The following is a 25,749-nucleotide window of genomic DNA, read 5'->3' as shown; positions in this document are numbered from 1 at the left end:
GCTGCGGGCCCTCCAACTCAACTCGCCTCACTCGCCCGAGTGAACGACGACGGCCCCCGCTACGCCACCCGCAAGGACTTCGTCTACGGCGAGGACGTCACCATCGGCGACTGGACCATCTCCACGGACGACCTGCCGAGGTACCGGTGACGAAACTGGGTCCAGTTCCCGGGAGAGTCGTGGAGAAACCAGGCAGATTCGCTGTGTGTTCTTCGAATCCGCGGGCAACAGGACCGGCGGAGGTTGATAACTATGGTTCCCCTGCTTGTCGTTCTGCTTCTGGCCCTGCTTCTCTTCGGTGCGGGATTCGCACTGAAGGCCCTGTGGTGGCTCGCCGTCATCGTGCTGGTCGTCTGGCTGCTCGGCTTCGTGCTGCGCAGCGCGGACGCGGGCGGTCGCAAGGGCCGCTGGTACCGCTGGTAGTCCAAGCGGAAGCAGCCGGTTTGCTGGGCCCCGGGCAGCTACCGTCCCGGGGCCCCAGGCATGTCTCAGGCGCCGATCTTGTCCAGCTCGGTGACGTCCTCGTCGGAGAGGGCCAGGCCCGCGCCGGTGACGTTCTCGCGCAGGTGGGCCACCGATGAAGTGCCGGGGATGAGCAGTATGTTCGGGGATCGCCGGAGCAGCCAGGCCAGGGCGACCGACATCGGCGTCGCGTCCAACCGGTTGGCCACGGCGGTGAGCGCCGACGACTGCAACGGTGTGAAGCCGCCGAGCGGGAAGAACGGCACATAGGCGATGCCCTCGGCGGCGAGGTCGTCGATCAGGTCGTCGTCGTGGCGGTGGGCGAGGTTGTACAGGTTCTGCACGCACACGATCGGTGCGATCCCGCGTGCCTCCGCGACCTGTTCCGCGGTCGCGTTGCTCACCCCCAGGTGCCGGATCAATCCCTGCCGCTGGAGTTCGGCGAGGGTCTCGAAGGGCTCGGCGAGCGAGCCGGGCCGGGGTCCGAGGGCGTCGCCGAGCCGGAGGTTGACCACGTCGAGCGAGTCGAGGCCGAGGTCCTCCAGGTTCTCGTGGACGGCCCTGCGCAGCTCCTCCGGCTGCCGGGCCGGAGGCCAGCCGCCCTGCTCGTCGCGTACCGCGCCGACCTTGGTCACGATGTGCAGCGAGCTCGGGAAGGGGTGCAGCGCCTCACGGATCAGCCGGTTGGTGACGCGTGGCCCGTAGGCGCCGGCGGTGTCGATGTGGGTGATCCCGAGGTCGACGGCCTCCCGCAGGACGGAGAGCGCGCCCTCATGGTCGGCGGGCGGGCCCATGACTCCGGGTCCGGCGAGCTGCATGGCGCCGTAGCCGAAGCGGGTGACGGTCAGGTCACCCAGGGACCAGGTGCCACCGGGCAGCGCGGCGGACGGTGTGTTCATGGCTGTGTCTCCCTGCTGAGCCGAAAGGACGTCGAGTTGCGACGCCGTCGATGTCACTCGACGTACGCAGTCGATGTCACTCGACGTACGCCGTCGATGTCCTTGATGTTCGGCCGCCCGGGACCCGCTCCGCCAATACCGAAGCGGTGCCCTGTCATACCCGGCGGGTATCACCGGCCGGTTACGCTGGACGTGTGGAGACCCTGGAGACCCGCGAGTTGAGGTACTTCCTGGCCGTCGCCGAGGAGCTGCACTTCGGCCGCGCCGCCGAGCGCCTCGGCATGGCCCAGCCGCCGCTGTCCCGGGCCATGCAGCAGCTGGAGCGGCGGCTCGGCGTGCGCCTGCTGGACCGCAACCGCCGCGGGGTCGCCCTGACCGACGCCGGGGAGATGCTGCTGCACGAGGGCCGCGCGGCGCTGGACGCGGTCACCGCCGCCGCACGCCGCACCGCACGCGCCGGCGACGCCGGCGGCGGCCGCCGCAACCGGCTGGTGCTGGCGGTGAAGGCCGCCGCCTCCCACGAGCTGCTGCACAAACTCCTCGACGCCTACGCGGCCGAGCCCGACGCGGTCGAGGTCGAGGTGCTGCCGAGCGGCACGTGCGAGCAGGGGGACATGCTGCGCGACGGCCGCGCCGACGTGGCGCTCATGCACGCGCCGTTCAACTCCCTCGCCGGGTTCGACAGCGAGGAGTTGCTGACCGAGGGGCAGATCGCCATCCTGCCCGCCGGGCATCCCCTCGCCGCGCGCGAGTCGCTGTCCCTGGCCGACGTCACCGACATCCCGGACCTGCCGCTGGCCCGCTGGTCCCGCGACGACGCCTACCCGCCCGGGCCGGGCCCCGAGATCCACGACCAGACCCAACTGGCCCAGCTGATCGCGCTCGGCCGCACGGTGGCGGTCTTCCCCGACTCCGCCCGCGCCTGGCTGTGGTCCGACCACACCGCCGTCCCCCTGACCGACGCCCCACCCGTGGTCACCCACATCGCCTGGCCCGCCCACAGCCGCTCCCTCCCCCTCGCGGCCCTGATCCGCACGGCGACCCGACTGTGATCATCGCGCCGGGGCCCGGCTGTGACCGCCCCGCCACGGACCGGCTGCCCCCACGTGACAGCAGACGGCAACTACGGTGCCGGTATGCGCCTCACCCCGCTCCGCCTCTCGCAGGACCGTGACATCCCGGCCCCCCTGCTCACCGAACTCACCGCCCTCTACGCCGCCCACCGCGACTTCCACGCCCTCAGCGGTGACTTTCCGGATCCCGACGACATCCGGCCCGAGCAGGTGGCCGCCGAACTGGCCGACGAGCTCGCGCAGCCGGACGCGGAGGTGCTGCTCGCGCGGAGCGAGGGGCGGCTGGTCGGGGTCGCGATCACCCTCGCCCACCACCCCGACCCGGCCGACCCGGACCCGTGGATCGGGCTGCTGATGGTGGACGCCTCACGTCAACGACAGGGCTACGGCAGGCAGTTGGCGGCACTCGTCGAGGACCGCTTCCGCACCGAGGGTCGCACCGCCGTACGCCTCGCCGTCCTCGACGGCAACGACCGCGCCCTCGCCTTCTGGACCGCCCTCGACTACGAGGTCATCGACCACCGCACGGACCGCCAACGGGACCGCCCCTGCTCGGTACTGCGCAAGGACCTGTCAGGCGGGAGTCGCTGACGGGCGGCGCCCCGCGGACGAGCGCGCCGAGGACGAGGCAGAAGGGGGTGTGGGGACGACGTAGACCATGGTGTCGGCCCTGAGGTGGACGACCTCGAAGAGCGCGTAGCACGCCAGGAACTCAGGCGAGGACGACAGGATCAGGACCCGGGTTCCGCCGGCTTGCCGTCGCCGTACAGCCAGTCGTCCCAGATCGGGGTGAAGTCCTTGTCCGGGGCCTGCTTCTCGACGTACGCCGTGAAGTCGGCGGTGTCCGCGGTGCCGTGTCGGTGGGTCGTCGCCCAGCCCCGCAGGATGCGGGCGAAGACGGTGTCGCCGACCGTCTGGCGGATCCGGTGCAGGACCATCGCGCCGCGCACGTAGACCGGGCTGTCGGAGATGTGCGCGGCGCTCGACGGCTTGGCGGGCGGGAAGGACCAGACGTCGTCGTCCGCGCCGCGGGCGTACACCTCGTCGAAGATCTGCTGCGCGCTTCTCCCGCCGTGCTTCTCCTCCCACAGCCACTCGCCGTAGGTCGCGAAGCCCTCGTTGAGCCACATGTCCTGCCAGCTCCGCGGGGACACCGAGTCGCCGTACCACTGGTGGGCGAGTTCGTGGACGAGGGTGGCGGTGTCGGGAGGGCCGGGGAAGAAGGGGCGGTTCTGCGTCTCCAGGGCGTACTCCGCGGAGCCCCGGGGGCCGACGATCACCCCCGCGGAGGAGAAGGGGTACGGCCCGAAGGTGTTCTCCTCCCACCGCAGCACCTCCGGGATCCGCGCCAGCACCTTCCGGCTCGCGGCCACCTCCGTCCGGTCGACGGCCGTGTACAGGGGCAGCCCGGAGGGGGTCGTGGAGCGCTGGATGTCGTAGTCGCCGATCGCGAGGGTGGCGAGGTAGCTCGCCATCGGTTCGGCGGTGTGCCAGGTGGATGTCGTACGGCCGTCCGCGGTGCGCTGCGCCGTCAACTCGCCGTTGGAGACGGCCCGCAGGCCCTCGGGGACGGTGATCGTGAGGTCGTAGGACGCCTTGTCGGAGGGGTGGTGGTTGCCGGGGAACCAGGCCATCGAGCCGGTCGGTTCGCCGAGCGCCACCGCGCCGTCGTCGGTGGGCAGCCAGCCCTCCTGGGAGCCGTCCGGGTCGGTGATCGTCCTCGGGGTGCCGGAGTAGCGGACGGTCACCCGGAAGGTGCGGCCCTCGTCGAGGTCGTCGTGCGGCCGTACGGTCAGCTCCTGGCCGGCGCGGTTCCAGCGGGCCCCGTCGCCGTCGACGGTGACCTTCTTCACGTCCAAGCCGTCGAGGTCGAGGTCGAACGCGGTGAGGTCCTGCGTGGCGCGGGCGGTGAGGGTCGCGGTGCCGGAGAGCCTGTCGCTGTCCGGGGCGTAGGCGAGGTCGAGGTCGTAGTGGGTGACGTCGTAGCCGCCGTTGCCCATCTTCGGGAAGTACGGGTCGCGCAGGCCGGAGCCGCCGGGGGTGCCGTGCACTCCGCCGTCGCACCCGGTCAGAACGCTCACGGCCAGGACACAGGAGGTCAGGACGCACGCGGCCTTGGTGCCGGCGGTCCTGGTGCTCGCAATCCTGGTGCTCGCGATCCTGGTGCTCGCGGTCAGGACGCACCCGGCCCTGCTGCTCACGAGAGGCAGGGCGAGGCGGGCGAACGGCGCGGATCGGGGCACGCGGCGATCCTATGAGAGCCCGCGTGACACCATCACGTACGTGCTCGACATCGGCTACGCCCTCTCCAACCGCTTCCCGGACCCCCCGCAGACCGACTACCGGCGCGCGGACGTCCACGCGCTGCGGCACGACCTGTTCTGCGGGGACGTCTATCTCGCGGACACCAAGGAGGACCGGGAGCTGTCCACAGCCTGGGGATGGGTGCCGGTGCTCGACTTCGCGTGGGCGCTGTGCGACATCGTGGAACGCCTCGACCGGGACCCGGCCGGCTCCCGCGCCTCCCGCCCCCAGCACGCGGAGCTCGACTTCACCGAGTCCACCGACCGGATGCTCTTCGAGCGCCGCTTCGGCTGGGTGGACGTGGAGGCCGACTGGATGCGGGCCGAGGAGCCCCCGCTCACCTTCTCCCACGCCGAACTGCGCCGTGAGGCCCGGGACTTCCTGCACGATCTGATCGCCGACCTGGTCGACCTGCACGAGGACCTGGGCGAGAACCCGGCCATCTGGACGCTCCAGGCCCGATTCCCGAGGGTGAAGTGACCATGCAGAGCATCGACACCCCGGTCGACGAGACGCTGCTGCGGTCCCTGCTGAAGGAACAGCACCCGGACCTCGCGGACCTGGAGGTGGGGCCCGTCTTCCGCGGCTGGGACAACGAACTCTGGCGGCTCGGAAAGGAGTTGGCGATACGGCTGCCCCGCACGGCCCGGGCTCCGGAACTGCTCGCCAAGGAGCACCGCTGGCTGCCGAGGCTCGCGCCGCTGCTCCCGCTTCCCGTGCCCACGCCGGTCCGGCTCGGCCGGCCGTCCTCCCTCTTCCCCGCCTCCTGGACGGTCGTCGCATGGGTCCCCGGCGACCCGGCCGACCGCGTCCCGGTCACCCGCGCCGACCACGCGGCCGACGCCCTCGCGGACTTCCTGCGCGCCCTGCACCGCCCGGCACCCGCCGACGCACCGGCCAACCCGGACCGGGGCGTGCCGCTCGCGACCTTCGCGTCCCGGATCGAGGAGACGCTCCGGACCATGGACTTCGGCGAGTTCTCCACGGCCGACATCCGCACGGTGTGGGAGGCGGGCCTCGCCGCGCCCGTCTGGCAGCAGCCCGCGCTGTGGCTGCACGGCGATCTGCACCCCGCGAACGTGGTCGTCGCGGACGGGACGCTCGCGGGCGTCGTCGACTTCGGCGAACTGTGCGCCGGCGACCCGGCGACCGACCTCTCGGCCGCCTGGATCCTCCTCCCGGACGGCGCAGCAACCCGCTTCCTGAACTCGTACGGCACCCACGACCCCGCCCTGATCACCCGCGCCCGCGCCTGGGCGACCGCCCGCGCCTTCGGCCTGATCACCATCGGCCAGGCCGGCGACAAGGGCCTCCCCGGCGGCAAACCGACCTGGGGCCCGGCGGGGTGGGCGACGCTGCGGCGAGTGCTGAGCGAGGGCTGAACAGGCCCGGAGGCGACGGCTCGGCTCACGCCTCCGGCAGGGCCCGCATGACGACCTCGGCGAGCTTGCTCGCCGCCTTGCACTCCTGCTCGTCGTCGGAGACGCCCTGCGCCAGGTACCAGACCCGCACCGCGTCCACGGCGTTCTGCGAGGTGACGGCCGGGTCGGTCTCGCCATTGGCCGTGACCACGATCTGGCAGCCCGACTGGACGATCTGTCTGTTGGCCTGGAGACCGCCGACCGTGATCATGCCGCTCCCCTGCGGCAGATAGAAGCTGCCTATCTGGAACCCACCGTCCGCCTCCCCGTCCACCGGGACCTTCCATCCGCAGTCGTCGGTCGCGTCCCCCGACTCGAGCTCCACCCTCTTCACCCCGAGGGCCTTGGCCATCTCGTCGTCCGACAGGAGCTTGCAGTAGTCCACGCCCTTGGTCTGCCGCGCGCCGATGGGCCCTGAGTCGTCACCGGAGGAGTCCGAGCCACCGCAGGCCGCGGTGGCCGCCAGGCACAGGGCGACCGGCAGAAGGAGGGTCGCGGATCGAAGGCGCATGGGTGCTCCCGGGAAGTGGCGCGCTGCGGACGGATCAGGTGATCCCTCCGTGTCCAGGCTTCCCGATCACAGGGGGCGATCATGCTACGGATCGATGCCGATCGGCCCTCGCCCAGGCAAAATCCACCCGCTCCCTCACTCCACCCGAATCCCCACCTCCGCCGCCAGCACCGGTGCCAGATCCAGCAGTTGGGACGGGCTGATCACCGCCCCCGCGAGTCGGTCCACCCCGCGGGCGATCTCCAGTGCCGCGGCGCCGCGCAGGTCGACGTCCTTCAGGGTCGCCGCCGTGAGGTCCGCGCCCTTGAGCGCGCAGTCCACGAACTCCACGCGCTCCAGCCGCGCGCCCCCGAAGTCCGGTTCCACCAGCACGCAGCCCTCGAAGACCACGTCCCGCAGGACGGCCGTACGCAGGTTCAGATAGTCGATCTTGCCGCCGCGGATCACGACCCGCTCCAGAGCCGCGCCGTGCAGCTGAACTCCCCCCAGGCGGGCGTCGATCACCTCGACGTCCCGCAGAGTCGACTCCGCGAGGTCGGTGCCCACACCCCGGATGCCGGTGAGGACCGAGTCGAGGAAGCGGGCGTGGTGCAGCCGGGTCTCGTCCAGCGCGCACCCCTTCAGCGCGCAGTCCATGAAGCGGGCCCCCGCCCCGTCCTGGCCCGCGAAGTCGGTCTCCGGGAACTCCACCCCGTCGTAGTCCCCGTCCGGCTCCAGTCCCCCTCCCCCGAACGGCTCCAGCGGCGGCAGCCGCACCTCCGGCCGCCGCGCCCCCTTCACCCTGCCCGCACCCGTCCCTCGGCTCACCATGCCCCCATCCTGCACCCCACCACTGACAAATCCCCTGACCTGCACGAACAGCCCCCATGTCACACTCCGGCGCCCTCCAGCAGTCATATCGACGAGAGAGACGCGAGAAGACAAGAAAAGACGCGACCCGACCCCCTCCAGAAGGAGCCCCAGCCATGCACCGCATCACCGTCATCGGCGGCGGCCTCGCCGGACTGACCGCGGCGATCACCGCCGCCGAGGCGGGCACCAAGGTCACCGTGTACGAGGCCCACCACACCCTCGGCGGCCGGGCCAGGACCGCCGAGGGGCCGTACCTCACCAACGACGGCCCGCACGCCCTCTACAACGGCGGCCCGCACTGGTCCTGGCTCCGGCAGCGCGACCTCATCGGCCCGCTCGCGCCCCTCCCGCCCCTGGAGGCGGCCCGGCTGCGGCTGCGGCACAAGGGCGTGCTGCGCCGCACCCCGCCCTTCGCCATGCTCAAACTGCTGCGCCGCGGCGCCCAACAGGCCCCCGTCGACGAGGACTTCCTGTCGTGGGCGACCCGGCAGGCCGGCGAGGAGGGCGCCCGCGCCGCCGCCCACTACTCCGCCGTGGCCCTCTTCCACCACGACCCCGGCGCCCTGTCCGCCGCGTTCGTGCAGGAGCGGCTGCGGCGCGCCACCAAGCTGCCGCCCGAGGCGCACTACCCTCGCGGCGGCTGGGCCGGGGTCGTGGACCGGATGGCCGCCCGCGCCTGGAACCTGGGCGTCCGGATGGAGACCCTGTCCCGCGTCGACACCCTGCCCACCGACACCCCCGTGGTCGTCGCCACCTCCCTCGACGCGGCCCGCCGGCTCCTCGGCGACGACTCGCTGACCTGGCCGAGCGGCCGTACGACACTCATCGACCTCGCCCTGCGCACCCGCCGCGGCGACGCCTTCGCCGTCTCCGACCTCGACTCCCCCGGCTGGATCGAACGGTTCACCGCCCAGGACCGGTCCCTCGCCCCCGCGGGGGAACAGCTCCTCCAGGGGCAGATCCCCATCGCGCCGCACGAGTCCAAGGCGGACGGGGTCGCGCGTGCGGAGGAGCTCCTCGATCTCGCCTTCGAGGGCTGGCGCGAGCGGGTGACCTGGCGGCGCGAGTCCGTGGCCAACGGCCGTACCGGAGCCGTCGACCTGCCCGGCACCAGCTGGCGCGACCGGCCCGCGATCGACCGGGGCGACGGCGTCTACCTCGCGGGCGACCAGGTCGCGGCGCCCGGAGTGCTCTCGGAGGTGTCCTTCACCAGCGCGCTGACCGCCGTGTCGCTGGCACTGGGCCGGAACACCCTTGACCTCAAGCATGCTTGAGGTCGAAGAGTGGGTCCCCTGACGACAGAGGGAGCTCTCCCCATGCACGCCATCCGCCTGCACACCTTCGGCCCCGCCGAGAACCTCGTCTACGAGACCGTCGAGGACCCGGAACCGGGCCCCGGCCAGGTCCGTATCGCCGTACGAGCGGCAGGCGTCCACCTCCTGGACACCGCCCTGCGCGAAGGGCACCAGGGCCCGCTGCCCCAGCCGCCCGCGCTGCCCACCGTGCCCGGCCGGGAGGTCGCCGGCGTCGTCGAGTCCCTGGGAGACGGCGTCGCCGGGCTGTGGCTCGGCAAGCGCGTGGTCGCCCACCTCGGCTTCGCCCCCGGCGGCTACGCCGAACTCGCCGTCACCGACGTCGACCGCGTCCACGAGATCCCCGGCAACCTCGACTTCGCGCAGGCCGTCGCCATGATCGGCACGGGCCGTACGACGATGGGGATCCTCCAGTTCGCCGCACTCGGCCCGGACTCCGTGGCCGTGATCCCGGCGGCCGCCGGAGGCATCGGCACGCTGCTCGTGCAGTACGCGAAGAACGCGGGGGCCACGGTCGTCGGCCTCGCGGGCGGACCGCGCAAGGTCGCCCTCGTCGCGGAGAACGGCGCCGACCTCGCCGTCGACTACACGGACTCCTCGTGGGCCGACAAGGTCCGCGCCTTCCTCGGCGGCCGGCCCGCCACGGTCGTCTTCGACGGGGTGGGCGGGGACATCGCCCGTGCATCCGTTCGCCTCCTCGGCCCCGAAGGACAGCACATCGTCTTCGGCTGGTCCGGCGAAGGCATCCACGACGGCAGTCCCTACCTCGTCGAAGGCGTCTCCGAACAGGTGCTCGGCCCCGCGATGCTGCGCAAGGCCGGTCCCGACCCGCTCCGCACCCTCGAACTGCGCGGCCTCGCCGAAGCCGCCGCAGGCCGACTCACCCCCGCCGTACAACGCTTCCCGCTCGCCGAGGCGGCCGCCGCGCACCGGGCGCTGGAGAGCCGCGGCACAACCGGAAAGGTGGTCCTGGAGCCATGACACGCCCAGATGCGTCCCGTACCGATCCATGGTCTTCTGACCAGGTGAATGTCACCCGGACAGGTGAAGATCCACGCCGTTGGTGGGGCCTGGTGGTCATCGCCCTCGCGCAGCTGATGGTCGTCCTCGACGCGACCATCGTGAACATCGCCCTCCCCTCCGCACAGCAGGACCTGGGCATGTCCGACGGCAACCGGCAGTGGGTCATCACCGCCTACACCCTCGCCTTCGGCGGCCTCCTCCTACTGGGCGGCCGCATCGCCGACCTGGTGGGCCGCAAACGCACCTTCGTGATCGGCCTGGTCGGCTTCGCCGCCGCCTCCGCACTCGGCGGCGCCGCCACCGGCTCCGGCATGCTCTTCGCCGCCCGCGCCCTCCAGGGCGCCTTCGCGGCCGTCCTCGCCCCGTCCGCGCTGTCCCTGCTCACCACGACCTTCACCGACCCCAAGGAACGCGGAAAGGCCTTCGGGATCTACGGCGCCCTCGCGGGCTCCGGTTCCGCGATCGGGTTCATCGTGGGCGGACTGCTCACCGAGTACCTGAACTGGCGCTGGTGCCTCTACGTCAACGTGCCCATCGCGGTGATCGCCGTCTTCGGCGCCCTCGCCCTCCTCCACGACCGCCCCGGCCACACGGGCGCCCGCCTCGACGTACCCGGTGTGCTGCTGGGCTGCGGCGGCCTGGTCGCGATCGTCTACGGCTTCAGCGAGGCCCAACCCCGGGGCTGGAGCGACCCGCTGGTGCTGGGCCTGCTCGCCGGGGGTGTCGTACTCCTGGTGGCCTTCGTGTGGTGGCAGTCCCGGGCCCCGATGCCCCTGCTCCCGCTGCACATCGTCAAGGACCGCAACCGCGCGGGCTGCTTCCTGACCATGGGGCTCGCCGTCATCGGCATGTTCGGCCTGTTCCTGTTCATGACCTACTACCTCCAGGTCGTGCTGGCCTACTCCCCCGTGCGCACCGGGCTCGCCTTCCTGCCGATGACCGCCGCGATCATCGTCGGCTCCACCCAGATCTCGGCCCGCCTCATGAACCGCGTCGCCCCGCGCATGCTCATGGTCCCCGGCATGGTCCTCGCGGCGAGCGGGATGGTGATCCTCACGCAGCTGACGGTGGACAGCTCCTACACCACCGAGATCCTGCCCGCGCTGCTCCTGATGGGCCTCGGCATGGGCCTCACCTTCATGCCGGTGTTCTCCACGGCCACCGCGGGTGTCGCCCCGGAGGACTCCGGGGTCACCTCGGCGACCGTCAACACCTCACAGCAGGTGGGCGGTTCGATCGGCACGGCCCTGCTCAACACGATCGCCACCACCAGCAGCACGGCCTACATCACCGCCCACCTCACCAACCCGTCCCGGAAAGCCCTCGTCATCAAGGAAGGCGTGGTGCACGGCTACACGGTGGCCATCTGGTGGGCCGCCGCCATCATGCTCCTGACCGGCCTGACAGCGGGCCTGATGGTGACAGCGAAGCCACCGAAGCAGGGAGCCCCGGCACAGACACCGGTACCGGAATCGGTGGCGTGAAGGGGCGGAGGCTGGTCGCACGTCCACCGCAACTGCCCCCAGGGGCGCGGGGAACTGCGCGACCAGCCCCCACCGGCCCGCACCCGCACGACGACGAACCGCTCCCTCGACCACTCGGCGCAGACCGACAACCTGGCGCCGGCCGCACCACTCAGTGCCGTCCGGCAACCCGGTCAGCCCACCGGGCCAGTCGGGACGACTCCGCGCGGCGGCTCATCGCCTCCCGCCGGTCCGCCGTGCGATACGTCGCGTACATGCCCTGCACCCCCAGCCAGCGCAGCGGCTCCGGCTCCCACTTGCGCACCTTGTGCCCCACCCACGGCAGCTCCGTCAGCTCGGTCCGCCCGCCCTGTCCCGAGTCCTGCTGCACCAGATCACGCAGCGTCCGCGCGGCCAGGTTGGCGGTCGCGACGCCCGAGCCGACGTAGCCCCCCGCCCAGCCGATCCCCGTCGACCGGTCCAGCGTCACCGACGCGCACCAGTCCCGCGGCACCCCCAGCACCCCCGACCAGGCATGCTCGATCCGCGTCCCGGCCAGCATCGGGAAGAACCCCACCAGGATCTCCCGCAGCGCCTGGACCGTCGCCTCCTGCGTCCGCCCGTCGTTGTCGGTCCGCGACCCGAAGCGGTACGGCACCCCGCGCCCGCCCAACGCGATCCGCCCGTCGGCGGTGCGCTGCGCGTACATGTACGCGTGCGCCATGTCCCCCAGCGTCTGCCGCCCCTCCCAGCCGATCGCCGCCCACTGCTCCTCGCTCAGCGGCTCCGTCGCGATCATCGAGGAGTTCATCGGCAACCAGGTCCGCCGCTGCCCCTTCAGCGCCGCCGTGAAGCCCTCCGTGCAGCGCAGCACATAAGGCGCGCGGACCGTGCCGTACGGCGTCACCGCGTGCTTGGGCCTGATCTCCGTCACCGGAGTCTGCTCATGGATCGTCACGCCCAGCGCCTCGACGGCCGCCGCCAGCCCCTTCACCAGCCGCACCGGATGCACCCGCGCCCCGTGCGGCGTCCAGGACGCACCCACCGCGTCCGCGACCCGCACCCGCTCGGCCGTCTCCCGGGCGCCGTACAGCTCACGGTCCTTCTCGCCGTACGACAGCTCATGCTCGTGAAAGGCCCGCAACCGCGCCAACTGCGCCGGCGTACGCGCCACTTCGAGCACGCCCCCCTTGTGGATCCCGGCGTCGAAACCCTCCTCGCCGGCCACCCGGACCACCTCGGCCACGGTGTCGTTCATGGCCCGCTGCAACCGTACGGCCGCCTCGTGCCCATGCAGCCTCGCGTACCGGTCGCGACCCGCGACGCCGTTGTACAGCCAGCCGCCGTTGCGCCCGGAGGCGCCGTAGCCGCAGAACTTCTGCTCCAGGACGGTGATCCGCAGAAACGGCACGGCCTTCTTCAGGTAGTACGCCGTCCACAGCCCCGTGTACCCGCCGCCCACGATCACCACGTCCACCGACGCGTCACCCGCGAGCGGTTCCCGCGCCTCGGGAAAGCCGTCGTCCGCGTACCAGAAGGAGACGCCGCCGTTCACGACACTGCTGCTCATGGCCAGGGACGTTAACCCGCCGACGCACCCGCTGTCTCCTTCGGATTCCGCACTTTCACCAGAGGACGACACCCGAATCCGATCAGCACGGACGTGAAATGCCCCAGATCCGTGAAGGTCCGCCCGGTCACCAGCGGCACCGCGTACACGACAAGCACCACGAACCCGTAGACGTACCGCCACGGCCGCGGAACCCGGTACACCAGCACCGCCACCACCCCCGCCAGCGCGTAACTCACCCCCACGTCCAGCGTGTTGACCGCCGACGCCGGCGCCATCCCGTACCGGATCGCCCACAACAGCGCCCCCTCACTGATCAACGTGGCCAGCACATGCGCCGCCGCACACACCACCAGCCAGCGCGCGGTCCCCAGCCAACGCTCCGCCTGCGCGTGGAACACCGAGTACAGGACGACGTACGGCAACCAGTGCCCGCCGTCGATCCACATCGCACTGGCCACCAGCACCCGCACCGGAGTGCTCGACAGCTCATGGATGTTCGTCGAACGCTGCCGCAGGAACTCCTCCTCGAACTCCGGCGACATGTGGTGCAACGCCACCGTCGTCACGAAGAGGACCCCCAGCCACACATAGGTGCCGGGGGCCCGGCGGACGTACTCCCACACCACCTCGTGAACGCCCCGGTTAATCCGCATGAGCCGATTCACCCACGCCGGTAGGGTCCGGCACGTGATCGACATCCCGGAGGAACTGGCGGCGACACAAGAGCTCTACAACGGCGACCGGGGACGCGAGTTCATCGCCGGACTGCCCGCACTGATCGAGGAGTTCCTCGAGCGCTGGGACCTCAGCCCCGACGGCTCCCCCCTGCACGGAGTCACCGCGCTCGTCCTGCCCGTCCGGCCCGCCCTGAAAGACGGCCCCCCGGCCGCCCTCAAATTCCAGCTCCTCGACGAGGAGAGCGCCGGCGAACCCGTAGCGCTGCGCCTCTGGGACGGCGACGGCGCGGTCCGCCTCCTCGACCACGACCCGGTCACCCACACCATGCTCCTGGAGCGCCTCGACTCCACCCGCATGCTCTCCACCCTGCCCGGCACCCGCGACGCGGTCCTCGTCATCGCACACCTGCTCGCCCACCTCACCGCGGAACCCGCCCCCGCCGAAATGCGCCACCTCGGCGACATCGCACAGGCCATGCTGGAACAGACCCCCGAAGCCCTCCCCCGCATCCCCGACCCCGCGCTACGCCGTACCGTCGCCGACTGCGCCGCCGCCGTCCGCGAAGTCGCCGACGAACCCGGCGACCGCCTCCTGCACTGGGACCTGCACGACGAGAACGTCCTCGCCGCAGGCCGCGCCCCCTGGCTCGCCATCGACCCCAAACCCCTCGCCGGCGACCCCGGCTTCGAACTCTGGCCCGCCCTCGACAACCGCTTCGACGCCGACGAGATCACCTGGCGCTTCGACGCCATGACCGACGTCCTCGGCCTGGACCGCGCACGCGCGCGAGCCTGGACCATGGGACGGCTCCTCCAGAACGCCCTCTGGGACATCGAGGACGGCCGCCCCCTCGAACCCCGCCAACTCGAGATCGCCCGCCGACTGCGCACCCAGGGAGCCTGACGTGATCCGCCCCGCCACCCCCGCCGACATCCCCGCCCTCCATACCCTGATCCGCGAACTCGCCGACTACGAGAAGTCCCTCCCCGAGGTCCGCACGACCGAGGAACAACTCCGCGCCGCACTCTTCGGCGACCACCCCGCGGCCCACGCCCACGTGGCGACCGACACCACCGGCACGGTGATCGGCTACGCGATCTGGTTCCTGAACTTCTCCACCTGGCGCGGCGTCCACGGCATCTACCTGGAGGACCTCTACGTCCGCCCCCAGTCCCGCGGCGGCGGCCACGGCAAGGCCCTCCTCACCGAACTGGCCCGCATCTGCGTCGACCGCGGCTACCAACGCCTCGAATGGGCCGTCCTCAACTGGAACACCCCCGCCATCGACTTCTACGAGTCCCTGGGCGCCCGCCCCCAGCACGACTGGACGGTGTACCGCCTGACGGACGAGTCCCTGACGCGGGCGGCGTCCGGCACGACAAAGCCCAGGCCAGAACAGTCCTGACCTGGGCTTTCAAGAGCCCCCTGTCGGATTCGAACCGACGACCTACGCATTACAAGTGCGTTGCTCTGGCCAGCTGAGCTAAGGAGGCGCCCGAGCAGTGTACCTAGGTCGCCGTGGCGCCCCGCTCGGAAATTTCCGTGAAGTTCACAGTCGCTCAGGTACTGACATACGCATGAACGGCGGGTACCGTCCAGAGCCAGTCCACCTGTGTGGACTACACCACCACCTTCCTACAACGGATCGTCCGGCACGTTCCTGCCGGTAGAAGGGGGCCTCTGAGCCATGGCCACTGTTTCGTTCGACAAGGCGACCCGTATTTACCCGGGTTCCACGAAGCCCGCCGTCGACGGTCTCGACATCCACATCGAGGACGGCGAGTTCCTCGTCCTCGTCGGCCCGTCCGGCTGTGGCAAGTCCACCTCGCTCCGCATGCTGGCGGGGCTGGAGGACGTCAACGGCGGCGCCATCCGCATCGGTGACCGTGACGTCACGCACCTGCCGCCCAAGGACCGGGACATCGCCATGGTGTTCCAGAACTACGCCCTGTACCCGCACATGACGGTCGCCGACAACATGGGCTTCGCGCTCAAGATCGCCGGCATCAACAAGGCGGAGATCCGGCAGAAGGTCGAGGAGGCCGCCAAGATCCTCGACCTCACCGAGTACCTGGACCGCAAGCCGAAGGCCCTCTCCGGTGGTCAGCGCCAGCGTGTCGCGATGGGCCGCGCCATCGTCCGTGAGCCCCAGGTCTTCCTCATGGACGAGCCGCTGTCCAACCTCGACGCCAAGCTCCGCGTGTCGACCCGTACGCAGATCGCCTCGCTCCAGCGCCGTCTCGGCATCACCACCGTCTACGTCACCCACGACCAGGTCGAGGCCATGACGATGGGCGACCGCGTGGCCGTGCTCAAGGACGGTCTGCTCCAGCAGGTCGACTCCCCGCGCAACATGTACGACCGCCCGGCGAACCTCTTCGTCGCCGGCTTCATCGGCTCCCCGGCGATGAACCTCGTCGAGGTCCCGATCACCGACGGCGGTGTGAAGTTCGGCAACAGCGTGGTGCCCGTCAACCGCGAGGCCCTCAAGGCCGCCTCCGACAAGGGTGACACCACCGTCACCGTCGGCGTCCGCCCCGAGCACTTCGACGTCGTCGAGCACAACGGCGCCGCCGCCTCGGCCCTCTCCAAGGACACCGAGGACGCCCCGGCCGGTCTCGCGGTCTCCGTGAACGTGGTCGAGGAGCTCGGCGCCGACGGCTACGTCTACGGCTCCGCCAAGGTCGGCGACGACCTGAAGGACCTGGTCGTCCGCGTCAGCGGCCGCGCGGTCCCGGAGAAGGGCGCCACGCTGCACGTCGTGCCGCGTCCGGGCGAGACCCACGTGTTCTCGACCTCCACGGGCGAGCGCCTCACCGACTGAGTCCGGCCGAGTCCGGCCGAGTCCGGCCAGGACGAACCGCGGCAATTCACCCAGGTTGACGAGAAGGGCCCCGCAGACACTCTGCGGGGCCCTTTCCGTGCCGCGACAGCGGTGCCCAATACCCCGGCACACCGGTCATTTCGAGCAGTGTGCGTCAACGCCTTACCCAAAGAACGGCACCATCTCATCCCCCGAACCGGTGACTAAATGTCGCCAAATCATTACCGCACGCTACCCTCACACGCGTGAAGCACTCCACTTACCAACAGACGCGACGCGGCCGGGGCCCCGCCCGCCGTATCGGCCGCTCCCTCGCCCTTGTCCTGCCGGTCGTCCTGGTGCTCTCCGGGACCCTCGCGGTCACCCGAGTCAACTGGTCGGGGGATCCCTCGAGCTCCTCGGTGCTCACCGCGTCGGACGCGACGGTCTCGGACGGCAAGCCGCGCAGCGTCCACCTCGCCCCGCAGGACGTCCTGCGCGAGCAGCTGCTGACCGAGCTCCAGGAGAAGAACCCGGGCACCGCCCTCACGCACCTCCAGGAGGCCGTGAACGAGCGCCCGTCGCTCGCGAAGCACTGCGTCTCCATCGCGCGGGCCCTGGGCCGTGCCGCGGTCCGTGTGTACGGCCCCACGCGCGCGCAGTCGTACGCCCGCCCCGTCTGTGACACGTCCTTCGCGACGGGTGTGGCGGCGGCCCACAGCTGATCCCCACCGGCCCACAGCTGATCCCTCCGAGTGGGGATACCGCCCGAAGTCGGGCAAGGGGCGCGTCGTACAGTTTCGGGCATGACCGATCCGAACGCCGCGTCCCGTCCGACCCAGGCCGTGATCCTGGCCGGCGGCCAGGGGTCCCGGCTGCGCCCCTATACCGACGACCGGCCCAAGCCGATGGTCGAGATCCCCGGCACGGGGACTCCGATCATCGGCCATCAGCTTGTCTGGCTCGCCGAGGAAGGCGTGACGGACGTGGTGGTCAGCTGTGGGCACCTCGCCGAGGTGCTCCAGGACTGGCTGAAGGCGGCCGACCTGCCGGTGCGGGTCACGACCGTCATCGAGACGGAGCCGCTCGGCCGCGGTGGCGGCCTGAAGTACGCGGCGGCGCATCTGCCGCACCCCGACCAGGCGTGGTACGCGACGAACGGTGACATCTGGACCCGGTTCTCGCTGCGGGACATGGCGGACTTCCACAGGGAGCGGGACGCGGTGGCGACGCTGGCGCTCGCGCGTCCGCGGATTCCGTGGGGCGCGGTGCAGACGGACGGGTTCGGGCACATCACGGACTTCATCGAGGCGCCGCCGTCGACCTTTGAGATCAACGCGGGTGTGTACGTGTTCTCGCCGGCGTTCGCCGATCTGCTGCCGGAGCGGGGGGATCATGAGCGGACGACGTTCCCCACGCTGGCGCGTGAGCTGCGGCTCGCCGGGTTCCCGATTCCGCAGGGGGCGTACTGGCGGGCGATCGACACGGCCAAGGATCTGACGGAGGCCGCGAAGGAACTGGCCGCGTTGGGGCGGTGACGGTCTTGTTCGGGGTGCGGGTCCGTCGTGGCTGGTCGCGCCCGCGCGGCGGAGCCGCACATTGATACAGCCCCGCACCCCCAGGAAAGAAATGTCCCGCACCTTCATCGGTGCGGGACATTTTTGTGGGCCCGAAGATCTCAGCCGGTGGGGTCGCCCAGTACCTCCCCCACCGGCCCGCCTACCCCAACAGGCCGCCGACCAGGCCCGGTTGACCGGAGGACGAGCCTCCCGTGCCGGAGCCGCCTGTCGAGCCGCCGGAGCTGCTGGTGCCGCCGGTGGGGCCTGAGGTGGTGCTGGGGGCCTGCTGGGCCGGGGAGGACTGCTGGGGCGCGGTGCGGCCCGTGGTGCCCTGGGTCTGGCTGGGTGAGCCGCCGGTGCCCGTGCCGGTGTCGCGGGTGGCGCCGGGCGCGGCCGAGGTGCCGGTGGACGGGTCGCTGGTGGCGCCGTGGCTGGGCCGGGTAGACGCCGAGGGGCTCTTCTTGCGGGCCTTGGCGGAGTCCTGCGGGAGCGGGGAGCCGGGCAGTTCGTTGCGCGGGGCCTCGCCGGGGCCGGGGACGATGACGCGGTCGGCGTCCCGGACGGCACCGCCGAGCACCGAGCCGATGAGCAGGGTGAGGCCGGTGACGATCGCGGTGAGCAGGGCGCCGCGGCGCAGGACGTAGCGGCGCAGTTCCCAGATGTCGGAGCGGGGGCCGAGGCGTCGCCAGGCGCTGCCCGCGAGGCGGCCGTCGATGGAGTAGACGGGGGCGCCGGCGATGATCAGCGGGGACCAGGCGGCGAGGTAGATGATGTCGGGGGTGTCGTAGGCGGGGACGCTCTTCCAGCTGACGGTGACGAGGAGCGCGGCGGAGAGGCCGGCGCCGACGACCGCGGCGACCCGCTGCCAGCAGCCCAGGATCGTGAGGACGCCCACGATGACCTGGAGGAAGGCGATGACGAGGCCGGAGCCGACGGGGTGCTGGAGGGCGAACTGGCGCAGTGGTTCGGCCACTTCCCACGGGTGCAGGGTGTTGAGCCACTTGACCATGGAGCCGCGCTTGCCGCCGTCGAAGTAGACGGGGTCGCAGAGCTTGCCCATGCCGGCGTAGATGGAGATGAAGCCGAGGAAGATCCGGAGCGGGAGGAGGACGACGCCGAGGTTCATGCGGCGGCCGGGGTAGTAGGCGTGCCGCGCGGTTTCGTCGTTCGTCCGCCGCAGGGAGCGGTGCTCGCCGGTGCCCTCGAAGTCCTCGTCCGTGTAGGCCGGTTCGTCGTCGGCGCTGCCAACGGTCGGCATGTTCGGCAGGAGTCGGGTGCCGTCGGCGTCGTAGCTGCGCTGGGCGCCGACGACCGGGGTCTCCATGGTCTGGGCCAACTCGTCGTCGTAGGCGGCCTGGTAGCCGTGGTCGACGTCGATGCGGGGGATGACCTGGGTGGCTCCGGCGTCGGCGGCCGGGGGCTCGGCGTGGCCGACGCCGGCGCCCCGCACGGCCTGGAGCAGGCGGTGGGCGCCGGTGTCGTCGGGGGCGGACCTGCCGCTCCACACGACGGGTCGGCGGCGTGCCGCGGCGCCGACGGCCGGCATCCGGGCGGTGTCCTCGGTGGCGCTCAAGTGCCGTGCGATCCGCGGGGATTGGGCACGTCTCGTCGACGCGCCCAACTGCACGCGGAAGCTCGCATGATTGACGATGATCTGCGCCGGATCGCTCGGCACCTTCACCATGCTCAGCGCGGGAGCGTCGTCGAATCCCGACGGGCCGTCCCCCGTGGGTGTGCGGGGTGTTCTGGTGTCCACACTCATCTAACCGAGTGACGTGTGGTTAGGACACTGCTTTGACCGGGCGGATCTGTCCGGACCCCGTCAAGCTTGCCCCGTACGCCAGGAATGCCGCGTGTGGGTGACAGGCCCGAACGCCCGTTCACCCACACCGGTCCCCGCGTCAGGCGCGTCGGCGAGCCGCCTCGTACAGCACGATCCCCGCCGCCACACCGGCGTTGAGCGACTCGGCGCCGCCCGGCATCGGGATCCGCACCCGGAAGTCGCAGGTCTCGCCGACCAGGCGGGACAGGCCCTTGCCCTCGCTGCCCACGACGATGACGACGGGGCCGTCCAGGGCCGGCAGTTCGCCGACCTCGTGCTCGCCGTCGGCGGCGAGGCCGACGACCGCGATACCGGCCTTCTTGTACGCCTCCAGGGCGCGGGTGAGGTTGGTCGCGCGGGCGACCGGGGTACGGGCGGCGGTGCCGGCGGACGTCTTCCAGGCGCCGGCGGTCATGCCGGCCGCGCGCCGCTCCGGTACGACGACGCCGTGGCCGCCGAACGCGGACACCGAGCGGACGACCGCGCCGAGGTTGCGGGGGTCGGTCACGCCGTCGAGGGCGACGATCAGCGGGTCCTCGCCGTCGTCGTAGGCGGCCGCGGCGAGGTCCTCGGGGTGGGCGTACTCGTACGGCGGGACCTGGAGGACCAGGCCCTGGTGGTTGAGGCCGTTGGTCATGCGGTCGAGCTCGGGGCGGGGGGCCTCCATGAGGTGGACGCCGCCCCGGTCGGCGACGAGCTGGAGCGCCTCGCGGACCCGCTCGTCGTTGTCGATGAACTGCTGGACGTAGAGCGTCACCGCGGGCACGCCCTCGCGCAGCGCCTCGACGACGGGGTTACGGCCGACGACCATCTCCGAGGTGCCCTTGCCGCCGCGGCCGCGCGGCGCGGGACGGCGCGCGCTCTGCCTCGCCTGCGCATTGGCGATCCGGTTCTTCTTGTGGCCCTTGCGCATCTCGGCGGGCGGGGTCGGGCCCTTGCCCTCCAGGCCCTTGCGCCGCTGGCCGCCACTGCCGACCTGCGCGCCCTTCTTGCCGGACATGCGGCGGTTGTTGGCTGCCATGACCTACCTGTTCCCGTTGAGTTTCTGGGTCGCTGAATCGTCGTACGTACATGCAGTGTGCCGCCCGGATGGCCGGGCGGCACAATCGATCAAGGAAAACAAGGAGAAGGGGACCGGGGCCTACCGGGGACCGAGCGTCCAGCGCGGGCCCTGCGGACCGTCCTCGATGGTCAGTCCCGACTGGCCGAGCTGGTCGCGGATGGCGTCCGCGGTGGCCCAGTCCTTGCGGGCGCGGGCGGCCTCGCGCTGGTCGAGGACGAGGCGGACGAGGCTGTCGACGACGCCGTGCAGATCGTCACCGCGGTCGCTCTCGCCGGCCCACTGCTCGTCGAGCGGGTCGAGGCCGAGGACGCCGAGCATGGCGCGCACCTCGGCGAGGCGGGCCACCGCGGCTTCCTTGTCGTCGGCCGCGAGGGCGCTGTTGCCCTGCCGGACGGTGGTGTGCACGACGGCGAGGGCCTGCGGGACGCCGAAGTCGTCGTCCATGGCCTCGGCGAAGGCGGGCGGCACCTCGGCGGAGGGCTCGACGGGACCGGCCTTCTCCACGACCCGCTGCACGAAGCCCTCGATCCGCGCGAACGCGGACTCGGCCTCGCGCAGGGCGTCCTCGCTGTACTCGATCATCGAGCGGTAGTGCGGGGTGCCCAGGTAGTACCGGAGCACGATGGGCCGCCACTGCTTGACCATCTCGCTCACCAGCACGCTGTTGCCGAGCGACTTGGACATCTTCTCGCCGCTCATGGTGACCCAGGCGTTGTGCACCCAGTACTGCGCGAAGTCGTCGCCGTAGGCCTTGGCCTGGGCGATCTCGTTCTCATGGTGGGGGAAGATCAGGTCCAGACCGCCGCCGTGGATGTCGAAGGCGGAGCCGAGGTACTTGTGCGCCATGGCCGAGCACTCCAGGTGCCAGCCGGGACGGCCGCGCCCCCACGGGGTCTCCCAGTCGGGCTCGCCGGGCTTGGTCGCCTTCCACATGGCGAAGTCGCGGGGGTCGCGCTTGCCGGAGACGCCCTCGTCGGGCTGGCGCAGGTCGTCGATGTCCTGGTTGGACAGCGACAGGTAGCCCGGGTAGGAGCGCACGTCGAAGTAGACGCTGCCGTCGGCCTCGTACGCGTGGCCGCGCTCGATGAGGCCGCGCATCATCTCGACCATCTCGGTGACATGGCCGGTGGCCCGCGGTTCGTACGTCGGCGGGAGGCAGCCGAGCGCGGCGTAGCCGTCGTTGAACGCGCGCTCGTTGTCGTAACCGATGGACCACCAGGGGCGGTTCTGGTCGGCCGCCTTGGCGATGATCTTGTCGTCGATGTCCGTGACGTTGCGAATGAAGGTGACGTCGTAGCCGCGGTACTCGAACCAGCGGCGCATGATGTCGAAGTTCAGGCCGGAGCGGATGTGGCCGATGTGCGGGGCGGCCTGCACGGTGGCGCCACAGAGGTAGATCGAGACACAGCCCGGCGTGAGCGGGGCGAAGTCACGGATCTGCCGGGCGCTGGTGTCGTACAGGCGAATGGTCACGGGTCCAGGGTAGTGGGCGATGTGTGATGCCTTCGACGGGTTGTGGATAACAGTCAGCTCGCGGTCCTGACCACCAGCGCGGTCGCCACCGCCATCAGGCCCTCGTCCCGGCCGGGGAACCCGAGTCCGTCCGTCGTCGCCCCCGACACCGACACCGGCGCCCCGGCCGCCTCGGACAGGATCTTCTGCGCCTCGTCCCGCCGCTTTCCGATCTTCGGACGCGGTCCTACGACCTGTACGGCGATGTTGCCGATGCGGAAGCCGGCCTCGCGGACAATGCGGGCCGCCTCCGTCAACAGCGTGACGCCGGATGCACCCGACCATTCTGGGCGCCCGGTGCCGAAGTGCTGACCCAGGTCGCCGAGGCCGGCGGCCGAGAACAGCGCGTTGCACGCGGCGTGCGCGACCACGTCCGCGTCGGAGTGCCCGGCGAGGCCGGTGCCCTCCCACTTCAGGCCGGCGCACCACAGCTCGCGGCCTTCCTCGAAGGCGTGGATGTCGGTGCCGATGCCCACCTGGGGCAGGGGCTGCTCAGAAGCCATCGTTGAGCCTCCTGCGGGCCAGGACCGCCTCGGCGAGGACCAGGTCCAGCGGGCGGGTCACCTTGAAGGCCTCCTCGTGACCGGGCACGACCACGACCGTGAGGCCCAGCTGCTCGACCATGCTCGCGTCGTCGGTGACGTCCTCGGTGACCGTCTCATGGGCGCGGATCAGGGTGGTCCGGTCGAAGCCCTGCGGTGTCTGTACGGCCCGCAGGCGCGCGCGGACCGGGGTCGCGACCACCGGTTCCGGCTCGCCGGGGGCGGGTTCGACCTCCTTGACGGTGTCCGCGAGGGGCAGCGCCGGGACGACGGCGGGCGAGCCGTCCCGTACGGCCTCGATGACCGCGTCCACGGTGTCGACCGGGACGAGGGGGCGGGCCGCGTCGTGGACCAGGACGATGTCGTAGTCGTCCGGGAGGGCGTCCAGGCCGAGCTTCACCGACTCCTGGCGGGACTCGCCGCCCGGGACGACGACGAAGTCGGTCCGCTCGGGCAGCGCGTGCGCGTCGAGGAGCGACTTGACCTCGCCGGCGTCGTCGGGCGGGGCCACGACGACGACCAGGGAGACGGCGCGGGAGGCGGCCATCGCGCGGACGGCGTGGATCAGCATGGGGGTGCCGTTGAGCGCGCGGAGTGCTTTGGGGGCGCCCGGACCGAGGCGTACGCCCCTTCCGGCGGCCGGAATCACCACCGCGGTACGGGCTTCGGCACGTGCCTGCGCGGGCGAAGGGCGCGAAACGTCAGACATCGGTTCCTGTCAGGTTTGTGTGCTCGGCCAAGGTGGGTACGGAGACAGCGTGCCGGGCGCGACGCCTTGACCGGACCCTTCCGTGACACCGGTCGAGCCTGCTGCCCGGGCCCGGCACGCCAAGTATCGGGGAATCCTCACTCCGAGAAGAACACGCGTACGGCGCCCGGTGGCGTCGCCGGAGACGCCGTGATCCGGTGTCCGGAGACGAACATGCCGCAGCGCCCGGCGACATTTTTACGTCATCGGGCACCGCGGCATTTCGATGCGGCACTTCTGTGAAGTACTCGGTACTGCGGTACTTCGTCGAAGTACTCAGTGGTGTGCTGAGCTGAGCGGGCCAGGGGCCTGCACAGGGACGCTCAGGACGCGAGAACCTCGTCGAGCAGCGCCTCGGCCTTGTCCTCGTTCGTGTTCTCCGCGAGGGCGAGCTCGCTCACCAGGATCTGCCGAGCCTTGGCGAGCATGCGCTTCTCACCTGCGGAGAGTCCGCGCTCGCGCTCACGACGCCACAGGTCACGCACGACTTCCGCGACCTTGATGACATCGCCGGAGGCGAGCTTCTCCAGGTTTGCCTTGTAACGACGGGACCAGTTTGTGGGCTCCTCGGCGTACGGCGCGCGCAGCACCTCGAAGACCCGGTCCAGCCCGTCCTGACCGACCACATCACGCACGCCGACGAACTCCGCATTGTCCGCTGGCACACGTACCGTCAGGTCACCCTGGGCGACCTTCAGCACCAAGTAGGTCTTGTCCACGCCTTTGATCTGGCGAGTTTCGATGGCCTCGATCAGCGCGGCCCCGTGATGGGGATAGACCACGGTGTCGCCAACCTTGAACGTCATGTGACAGGTACCCCTTCCGTGGCTATCCAGGGTAACACGGAAACTGCGGGTTCTGAATGGCGTTTTCGCAGGTCAGGGCATATCTCGGGGCTTGACAACAGCAACAGGAACGTGCTGCGGAGGCCGAGCGGAGGAAGGTATTCGCAGGTGGGAGCGGCTCTCCGGGGGAGGTGAAACGCGTACGTTACACGCATCCGGAGGCCCCTCCGAGCGGGCTAACGTCCACAAATGTCCGGTTCCATGTGTGCGACTTCCGCTACTCCGTTCGATGACCGGAGTGACTTCCGCGTCGATTCCGGAATTGATCACACACGGCGAGCGGATCACGCGGTGATCAATTCCGGGGGCGGTCGCACTTTCCCTCACGGAAGTTTTGCCAGGGGCTGCCGAAGGCTCTTATGTGAATGCCGGACGAGTGCCGGACTGCGGGGTACAAGTGACTCGTGAGTCACTTGTGAACCGAGTGACGCGGGAGAGATGCGGGAGTGACACGCCCCTTGGGGAGGGTCGGGTGCGGCGGCGCGGGAACGGCTCGGTAACCTAAGGCCGCTGACAGACACTTAGCGCGGCTTTACGGGCCGCCCCGCTCAAGTCAAGGAGTTGCCGCCGCCGTGAGCAGCAGCCTTCGACGCGGCGCCCTCGCCGCCGCCTCACTCGCGTTCTCGATCGCCACGCTCTCCGCGTGCGCGGCCGGCAACAACGCCCAGACGCTGGAGGTCAAGCCGGACAACGCGGAGACCAGCGTCGGCGACATCAAGCTCCAGAACGTCGTGGTCATCACCCAGCCCAGCACCGAGGCCAGCGGCGAGACCAAGGGCCCGGCCGTGGTCTCCGCGACCCTCTTCAACAACGGCGCCACCGCCCAGACGCTGGACTCCGTCACCATCGCGGGCGACGGCAGCGCCGAGATCACGGCCGCCAAGGGCAAGGGCAAGGTGACCGTCCCGGCGCACGGCTCGGTCATCCTCGGCGGCAAGGGCAACCCGTCCGCCACGGTGACCGACCTCGGTGAGAACGTCAGGAACGGCGACGCGCAGAAGGTCACCTTCACCTTCAGCACCACCGGTGACGTGAGCGTGGACGCCTTCGTGGTCCCGGCCGACAACTACTACAGCAGTTGGGGTCCGAGCGCGGTCCCGTCGACGCCGACGGCCTCCCCGAAGCCGACCGGCTCCGCGACCCCGACCGGTTCGGCCACCCCGAGCGGCTCGGCCACGCCGACCGACGCGGCCTCCGCGAGCGCCACGGCCACCGAGTCGGCCGCGAGCTGAGGAGCCGTACGGGATCGTCGTACGACACGAAGGGCGGGACCTCCGAGGAGG

26 protein-coding genes, 1 tRNA gene and 1 pseudogene are annotated in these 25,749 nt (G+C 70.9%); 15 read left to right on the top strand and 13 right to left on the bottom strand.

Annotation, left to right across the window (positions count from 1 at the left end):
- Nucleotides 1-48: 48 nt before the first annotated feature.
- Together ACFULQ_RS38640 and ACFULQ_RS38635 are read left to right on the top strand one after the other, a co-directional pair.
- A pseudogene (locus ACFULQ_RS38640) lies at nucleotides 49-150 on the top strand (Uma2 family endonuclease); the annotation flags it as partial.
- A gap of 102 nt (nucleotides 151-252) precedes the next feature.
- A complete protein-coding gene (locus tag ACFULQ_RS38635; RefSeq protein WP_020140110.1) occupies nucleotides 253-423 on the top strand; it encodes a hypothetical protein in 171 nt (56 codons plus the stop codon).
- 65 nt (nucleotides 424-488) lie between these two features.
- Here ACFULQ_RS38635 and ACFULQ_RS38630 read toward each other — a convergent pair whose 3' ends face one another.
- Entirely contained in the window at nucleotides 489-1,361 is an 873-nt protein-coding gene (locus tag ACFULQ_RS38630) for an aldo/keto reductase family oxidoreductase (RefSeq protein ID WP_383553441.1), read from the bottom strand.
- A 194-nt stretch (nucleotides 1,362-1,555) separates the two neighbouring features.
- Here ACFULQ_RS38630 and ACFULQ_RS38625 point away from each other — a divergent pair, with 194 nt between their 5' ends.
- Together ACFULQ_RS38625 and ACFULQ_RS38620 are read left to right on the top strand one after the other, a co-directional pair.
- Entirely contained in the window at nucleotides 1,556-2,413 is an 858-nt protein-coding gene (locus ACFULQ_RS38625) for a LysR family transcriptional regulator (RefSeq protein WP_383553438.1), read from the top strand.
- An 84-nt stretch (nucleotides 2,414-2,497) separates the two neighbouring features.
- Entirely contained in the window at nucleotides 2,498-3,025 is a 528-nt protein-coding gene (locus ACFULQ_RS38620) for a GNAT family N-acetyltransferase (RefSeq protein ID WP_383553435.1), read from the top strand.
- 140 nt (nucleotides 3,026-3,165) lie between these two features.
- On the opposite strand, the gene ACFULQ_RS38615 is transcribed toward ACFULQ_RS38620, so the two are convergent.
- Nucleotides 3,166-4,536, bottom strand: a complete 1,371-nt coding sequence (locus ACFULQ_RS38615; protein WP_383553460.1) for a M1 family metallopeptidase — start codon at nucleotides 4,534-4,536, stop codon at nucleotides 3,166-3,168.
- 181 nt (nucleotides 4,537-4,717) lie between these two features.
- Here ACFULQ_RS38615 and ACFULQ_RS38610 point away from each other — a divergent pair, with 181 nt between their 5' ends.
- Both ACFULQ_RS38610 and ACFULQ_RS38605 read left to right on the top strand, forming a co-directional pair.
- Nucleotides 4,718-5,218, top strand: a complete 501-nt coding sequence (locus ACFULQ_RS38610; protein ID WP_383553432.1) for a hypothetical protein — start codon at nucleotides 4,718-4,720, stop codon at nucleotides 5,216-5,218.
- Nucleotides 5,219-5,220: 2 nt separating this feature from the next.
- Nucleotides 5,221-6,120, top strand: coding sequence for a phosphotransferase (locus ACFULQ_RS38605; RefSeq protein WP_383553430.1), 900 nt, complete (start codon nucleotides 5,221-5,223; stop codon nucleotides 6,118-6,120).
- A gap of 25 nt (nucleotides 6,121-6,145) precedes the next feature.
- Here ACFULQ_RS38605 and ACFULQ_RS38600 read toward each other — a convergent pair whose 3' ends face one another.
- The gene (locus ACFULQ_RS38600; RefSeq protein WP_383553428.1) at nucleotides 6,146-6,670 is read right to left on the bottom strand and encodes a hypothetical protein; all 525 of its coding nucleotides are present in this window, start codon (nucleotides 6,668-6,670) and stop codon (nucleotides 6,146-6,148) included.
- A 135-nt stretch (nucleotides 6,671-6,805) separates the two neighbouring features.
- Nucleotides 6,806-7,480, bottom strand: a complete 675-nt coding sequence (locus tag ACFULQ_RS38595) for a pentapeptide repeat-containing protein (RefSeq protein WP_383553426.1) — start codon at nucleotides 7,478-7,480, stop codon at nucleotides 6,806-6,808.
- A 155-nt stretch (nucleotides 7,481-7,635) separates the two neighbouring features.
- Between ACFULQ_RS38595 and ACFULQ_RS38590 the strand changes: the two genes are divergently transcribed.
- The 3 genes from ACFULQ_RS38590 to ACFULQ_RS38580 are packed head-to-tail and all read left to right on the top strand — an operon-like array spanning nucleotide 7,636 to nucleotide 11,342.
- The gene (locus ACFULQ_RS38590; protein WP_383553423.1) at nucleotides 7,636-8,796 is read left to right on the top strand and encodes an FAD-dependent oxidoreductase; all 1,161 of its coding nucleotides are present in this window, start codon (nucleotides 7,636-7,638) and stop codon (nucleotides 8,794-8,796) included.
- A gap of 42 nt (nucleotides 8,797-8,838) precedes the next feature.
- Entirely contained in the window at nucleotides 8,839-9,816 is a 978-nt protein-coding gene (locus tag ACFULQ_RS38585) for a zinc-binding dehydrogenase (protein WP_383553421.1), read from the top strand.
- Nucleotides 9,813-11,342, top strand: a complete 1,530-nt coding sequence (locus ACFULQ_RS38580) for an MFS transporter (RefSeq protein WP_383553418.1) — start codon at nucleotides 9,813-9,815, stop codon at nucleotides 11,340-11,342. The genes ACFULQ_RS38585 and ACFULQ_RS38580 overlap by 4 nt, the downstream gene beginning before the upstream one ends.
- 151 nt (nucleotides 11,343-11,493) lie before the next feature.
- Here ACFULQ_RS38580 and ACFULQ_RS38575 read toward each other — a convergent pair whose 3' ends face one another.
- Together ACFULQ_RS38575 and ACFULQ_RS38570 are read right to left on the bottom strand one after the other, a co-directional pair.
- A complete protein-coding gene (locus tag ACFULQ_RS38575) occupies nucleotides 11,494-12,891 on the bottom strand; it encodes an NAD(P)/FAD-dependent oxidoreductase (protein WP_383553415.1) in 1,398 nt (465 codons plus the stop codon).
- A gap of 11 nt (nucleotides 12,892-12,902) precedes the next feature.
- A complete protein-coding gene (locus ACFULQ_RS38570) occupies nucleotides 12,903-13,547 on the bottom strand; it encodes a rhomboid-like protein (protein ID WP_383553413.1) in 645 nt (214 codons plus the stop codon).
- Between ACFULQ_RS38570 and ACFULQ_RS38565 the strand changes: the two genes are divergently transcribed.
- On the top strand, nucleotides 13,546-14,475 hold the full coding sequence (locus ACFULQ_RS38565; RefSeq protein WP_383553411.1) for an aminoglycoside phosphotransferase family protein: 930 nt from the start codon (nucleotides 13,546-13,548) through the stop codon (nucleotides 14,473-14,475). The genes ACFULQ_RS38570 and ACFULQ_RS38565 overlap by 2 nt on opposite strands.
- Nucleotide 14,476: 1 nt before the next feature.
- On the top strand, nucleotides 14,477-14,977 hold the full coding sequence (locus ACFULQ_RS38560) for a GNAT family N-acetyltransferase (protein ID WP_383553408.1): 501 nt from the start codon (nucleotides 14,477-14,479) through the stop codon (nucleotides 14,975-14,977).
- 14 nt (nucleotides 14,978-14,991) lie between these two features.
- On the opposite strand, the gene ACFULQ_RS38555 is transcribed toward ACFULQ_RS38560, so the two are convergent.
- Nucleotides 14,992-15,065 (bottom strand) — tRNA-Thr (locus ACFULQ_RS38555).
- Between the two features lie 194 nt (nucleotides 15,066-15,259).
- Between ACFULQ_RS38555 and ACFULQ_RS38550 the strand changes: the two genes are divergently transcribed.
- From ACFULQ_RS38550 to ACFULQ_RS38540, 3 genes are all read left to right on the top strand, one after another.
- Nucleotides 15,260-16,396, top strand: coding sequence for an ABC transporter ATP-binding protein (locus ACFULQ_RS38550; RefSeq protein WP_123761603.1), 1,137 nt, complete (start codon nucleotides 15,260-15,262; stop codon nucleotides 16,394-16,396).
- 245 nt (nucleotides 16,397-16,641) lie between these two features.
- The gene (locus tag ACFULQ_RS38545) at nucleotides 16,642-17,100 is read left to right on the top strand and encodes a hypothetical protein (RefSeq protein ID WP_383553405.1); all 459 of its coding nucleotides are present in this window, start codon (nucleotides 16,642-16,644) and stop codon (nucleotides 17,098-17,100) included.
- Between the two features lie 81 nt (nucleotides 17,101-17,181).
- Complete coding sequence (locus tag ACFULQ_RS38540; protein WP_383553402.1) at nucleotides 17,182-17,913, top strand: NDP-sugar synthase; 732 nt, start codon at nucleotides 17,182-17,184, stop codon at nucleotides 17,911-17,913.
- A gap of 181 nt (nucleotides 17,914-18,094) precedes the next feature.
- On the opposite strand, the gene ACFULQ_RS38535 is transcribed toward ACFULQ_RS38540, so the two are convergent.
- The 6 genes from ACFULQ_RS38535 to ACFULQ_RS38510 all read right to left on the bottom strand — a co-directional run bounded on the left by ACFULQ_RS38535 (nucleotide 18,095) and on the right by ACFULQ_RS38510 (nucleotide 24,427).
- Nucleotides 18,095-19,696, bottom strand: coding sequence for a DoxX family protein (locus tag ACFULQ_RS38535; protein WP_383553398.1), 1,602 nt, complete (start codon nucleotides 19,694-19,696; stop codon nucleotides 18,095-18,097).
- Nucleotides 19,697-19,835: 139 nt separating this feature from the next.
- Nucleotides 19,836-20,777, bottom strand: a complete 942-nt coding sequence (gene rlmB / locus ACFULQ_RS38530; RefSeq protein WP_383553395.1) for a 23S rRNA (guanosine(2251)-2'-O)-methyltransferase RlmB — start codon at nucleotides 20,775-20,777, stop codon at nucleotides 19,836-19,838.
- Between the two features lie 120 nt (nucleotides 20,778-20,897).
- Complete coding sequence (cysS, locus tag ACFULQ_RS38525) at nucleotides 20,898-22,292, bottom strand: cysteine--tRNA ligase (protein ID WP_383553393.1); 1,395 nt, start codon at nucleotides 22,290-22,292, stop codon at nucleotides 20,898-20,900.
- 53 nt (nucleotides 22,293-22,345) lie between these two features.
- Entirely contained in the window at nucleotides 22,346-22,834 is a 489-nt protein-coding gene (gene ispF, locus ACFULQ_RS38520; protein ID WP_383553390.1) for a 2-C-methyl-D-erythritol 2,4-cyclodiphosphate synthase, read from the bottom strand.
- Entirely contained in the window at nucleotides 22,824-23,582 is a 759-nt protein-coding gene (gene ispD / locus ACFULQ_RS38515) for a 2-C-methyl-D-erythritol 4-phosphate cytidylyltransferase (protein ID WP_383553388.1), read from the bottom strand. Before ispD ends, ispF begins: the two co-directional genes overlap by 11 nt.
- A gap of 362 nt (nucleotides 23,583-23,944) precedes the next feature.
- The gene (locus ACFULQ_RS38510; protein ID WP_003953493.1) at nucleotides 23,945-24,427 is read right to left on the bottom strand and encodes a CarD family transcriptional regulator; all 483 of its coding nucleotides are present in this window, start codon (nucleotides 24,425-24,427) and stop codon (nucleotides 23,945-23,947) included.
- 611 nt (nucleotides 24,428-25,038) lie between these two features.
- Between ACFULQ_RS38510 and ACFULQ_RS38505 the strand changes: the two genes are divergently transcribed.
- Entirely contained in the window at nucleotides 25,039-25,698 is a 660-nt protein-coding gene (locus ACFULQ_RS38505) for a copper chaperone PCu(A)C (RefSeq protein WP_383553385.1), read from the top strand.
- The last annotated feature ends 51 nt before the right edge of the window (nucleotides 25,699-25,749 follow it).

The organism is Streptomyces sp. NPDC057253 (assembly GCF_042669125.1).
In the GTDB taxonomy this organism is placed as follows: Bacteria; Actinomycetota; Actinomycetes; order Streptomycetales; family Streptomycetaceae; genus Streptomyces.
Note: the sequence above shows the minus strand (reverse complement) of the source record. Positions and strands in the feature narration are given on the sequence as shown.

Excerpts from the sequence above, each read along its gene's own strand:
- ACFULQ_RS38575 (WP_383553415.1), bottom strand. The coding sequence starts at position 12,891 with ATGAGCAGCAGTGTCGTGAACGGCGGCGTCTCCTTCTGGTACGCGGAC.
- ACFULQ_RS38540 (WP_383553402.1), top strand. The coding sequence starts at position 17,182 with ATGACCGATCCGAACGCCGCGTCCCGTCCGACCCAGGCCGTGATCCTG.
- ACFULQ_RS38510 (WP_003953493.1), bottom strand. The coding sequence starts at position 24,427 with ATGACGTTCAAGGTTGGCGACACCGTGGTCTATCCCCATCACGGGGCC.
- ACFULQ_RS38600 (WP_383553428.1), bottom strand. The coding sequence starts at position 6,670 with ATGCGCCTTCGATCCGCGACCCTCCTTCTGCCGGTCGCCCTGTGCCTG.
- ACFULQ_RS38630 (WP_383553441.1), bottom strand. The coding sequence starts at position 1,361 with ATGAACACACCGTCCGCCGCGCTGCCCGGTGGCACCTGGTCCCTGGGT.
- ACFULQ_RS38550 (WP_123761603.1), top strand. The coding sequence starts at position 15,260 with ATGGCCACTGTTTCGTTCGACAAGGCGACCCGTATTTACCCGGGTTCC.
- ACFULQ_RS38585 (WP_383553421.1), top strand. The coding sequence starts at position 8,839 with ATGCACGCCATCCGCCTGCACACCTTCGGCCCCGCCGAGAACCTCGTC.
- rlmB (WP_383553395.1), bottom strand. The coding sequence starts at position 20,777 with ATGGCAGCCAACAACCGCCGCATGTCCGGCAAGAAGGGCGCGCAGGTC.
- ACFULQ_RS38590 (WP_383553423.1), top strand. The coding sequence starts at position 7,636 with ATGCACCGCATCACCGTCATCGGCGGCGGCCTCGCCGGACTGACCGCG.
- ispF (WP_383553390.1), bottom strand. The coding sequence starts at position 22,834 with ATGGCTTCTGAGCAGCCCCTGCCCCAGGTGGGCATCGGCACCGACATC.
- ACFULQ_RS38595 (WP_383553426.1), bottom strand. The coding sequence starts at position 7,480 with ATGGTGAGCCGAGGGACGGGTGCGGGCAGGGTGAAGGGGGCGCGGCGG.
- ispD (WP_383553388.1), bottom strand. The coding sequence starts at position 23,582 with ATGTCTGACGTTTCGCGCCCTTCGCCCGCGCAGGCACGTGCCGAAGCC.
- ACFULQ_RS38580 (WP_383553418.1), top strand. The coding sequence starts at position 9,813 with ATGACACGCCCAGATGCGTCCCGTACCGATCCATGGTCTTCTGACCAG.
- ACFULQ_RS38565 (WP_383553411.1), top strand. The coding sequence starts at position 13,546 with ATGAGCCGATTCACCCACGCCGGTAGGGTCCGGCACGTGATCGACATC.
- ACFULQ_RS38620 (WP_383553435.1), top strand. The coding sequence starts at position 2,498 with ATGCGCCTCACCCCGCTCCGCCTCTCGCAGGACCGTGACATCCCGGCC.
- ACFULQ_RS38605 (WP_383553430.1), top strand. The coding sequence starts at position 5,221 with ATGCAGAGCATCGACACCCCGGTCGACGAGACGCTGCTGCGGTCCCTG.
- ACFULQ_RS38570 (WP_383553413.1), bottom strand. The coding sequence starts at position 13,547 with ATGCGGATTAACCGGGGCGTTCACGAGGTGGTGTGGGAGTACGTCCGC.
- ACFULQ_RS38635 (WP_020140110.1), top strand. The coding sequence starts at position 253 with ATGGTTCCCCTGCTTGTCGTTCTGCTTCTGGCCCTGCTTCTCTTCGGT.
- ACFULQ_RS38535 (WP_383553398.1), bottom strand. The coding sequence starts at position 19,696 with ATGAGTGTGGACACCAGAACACCCCGCACACCCACGGGGGACGGCCCG.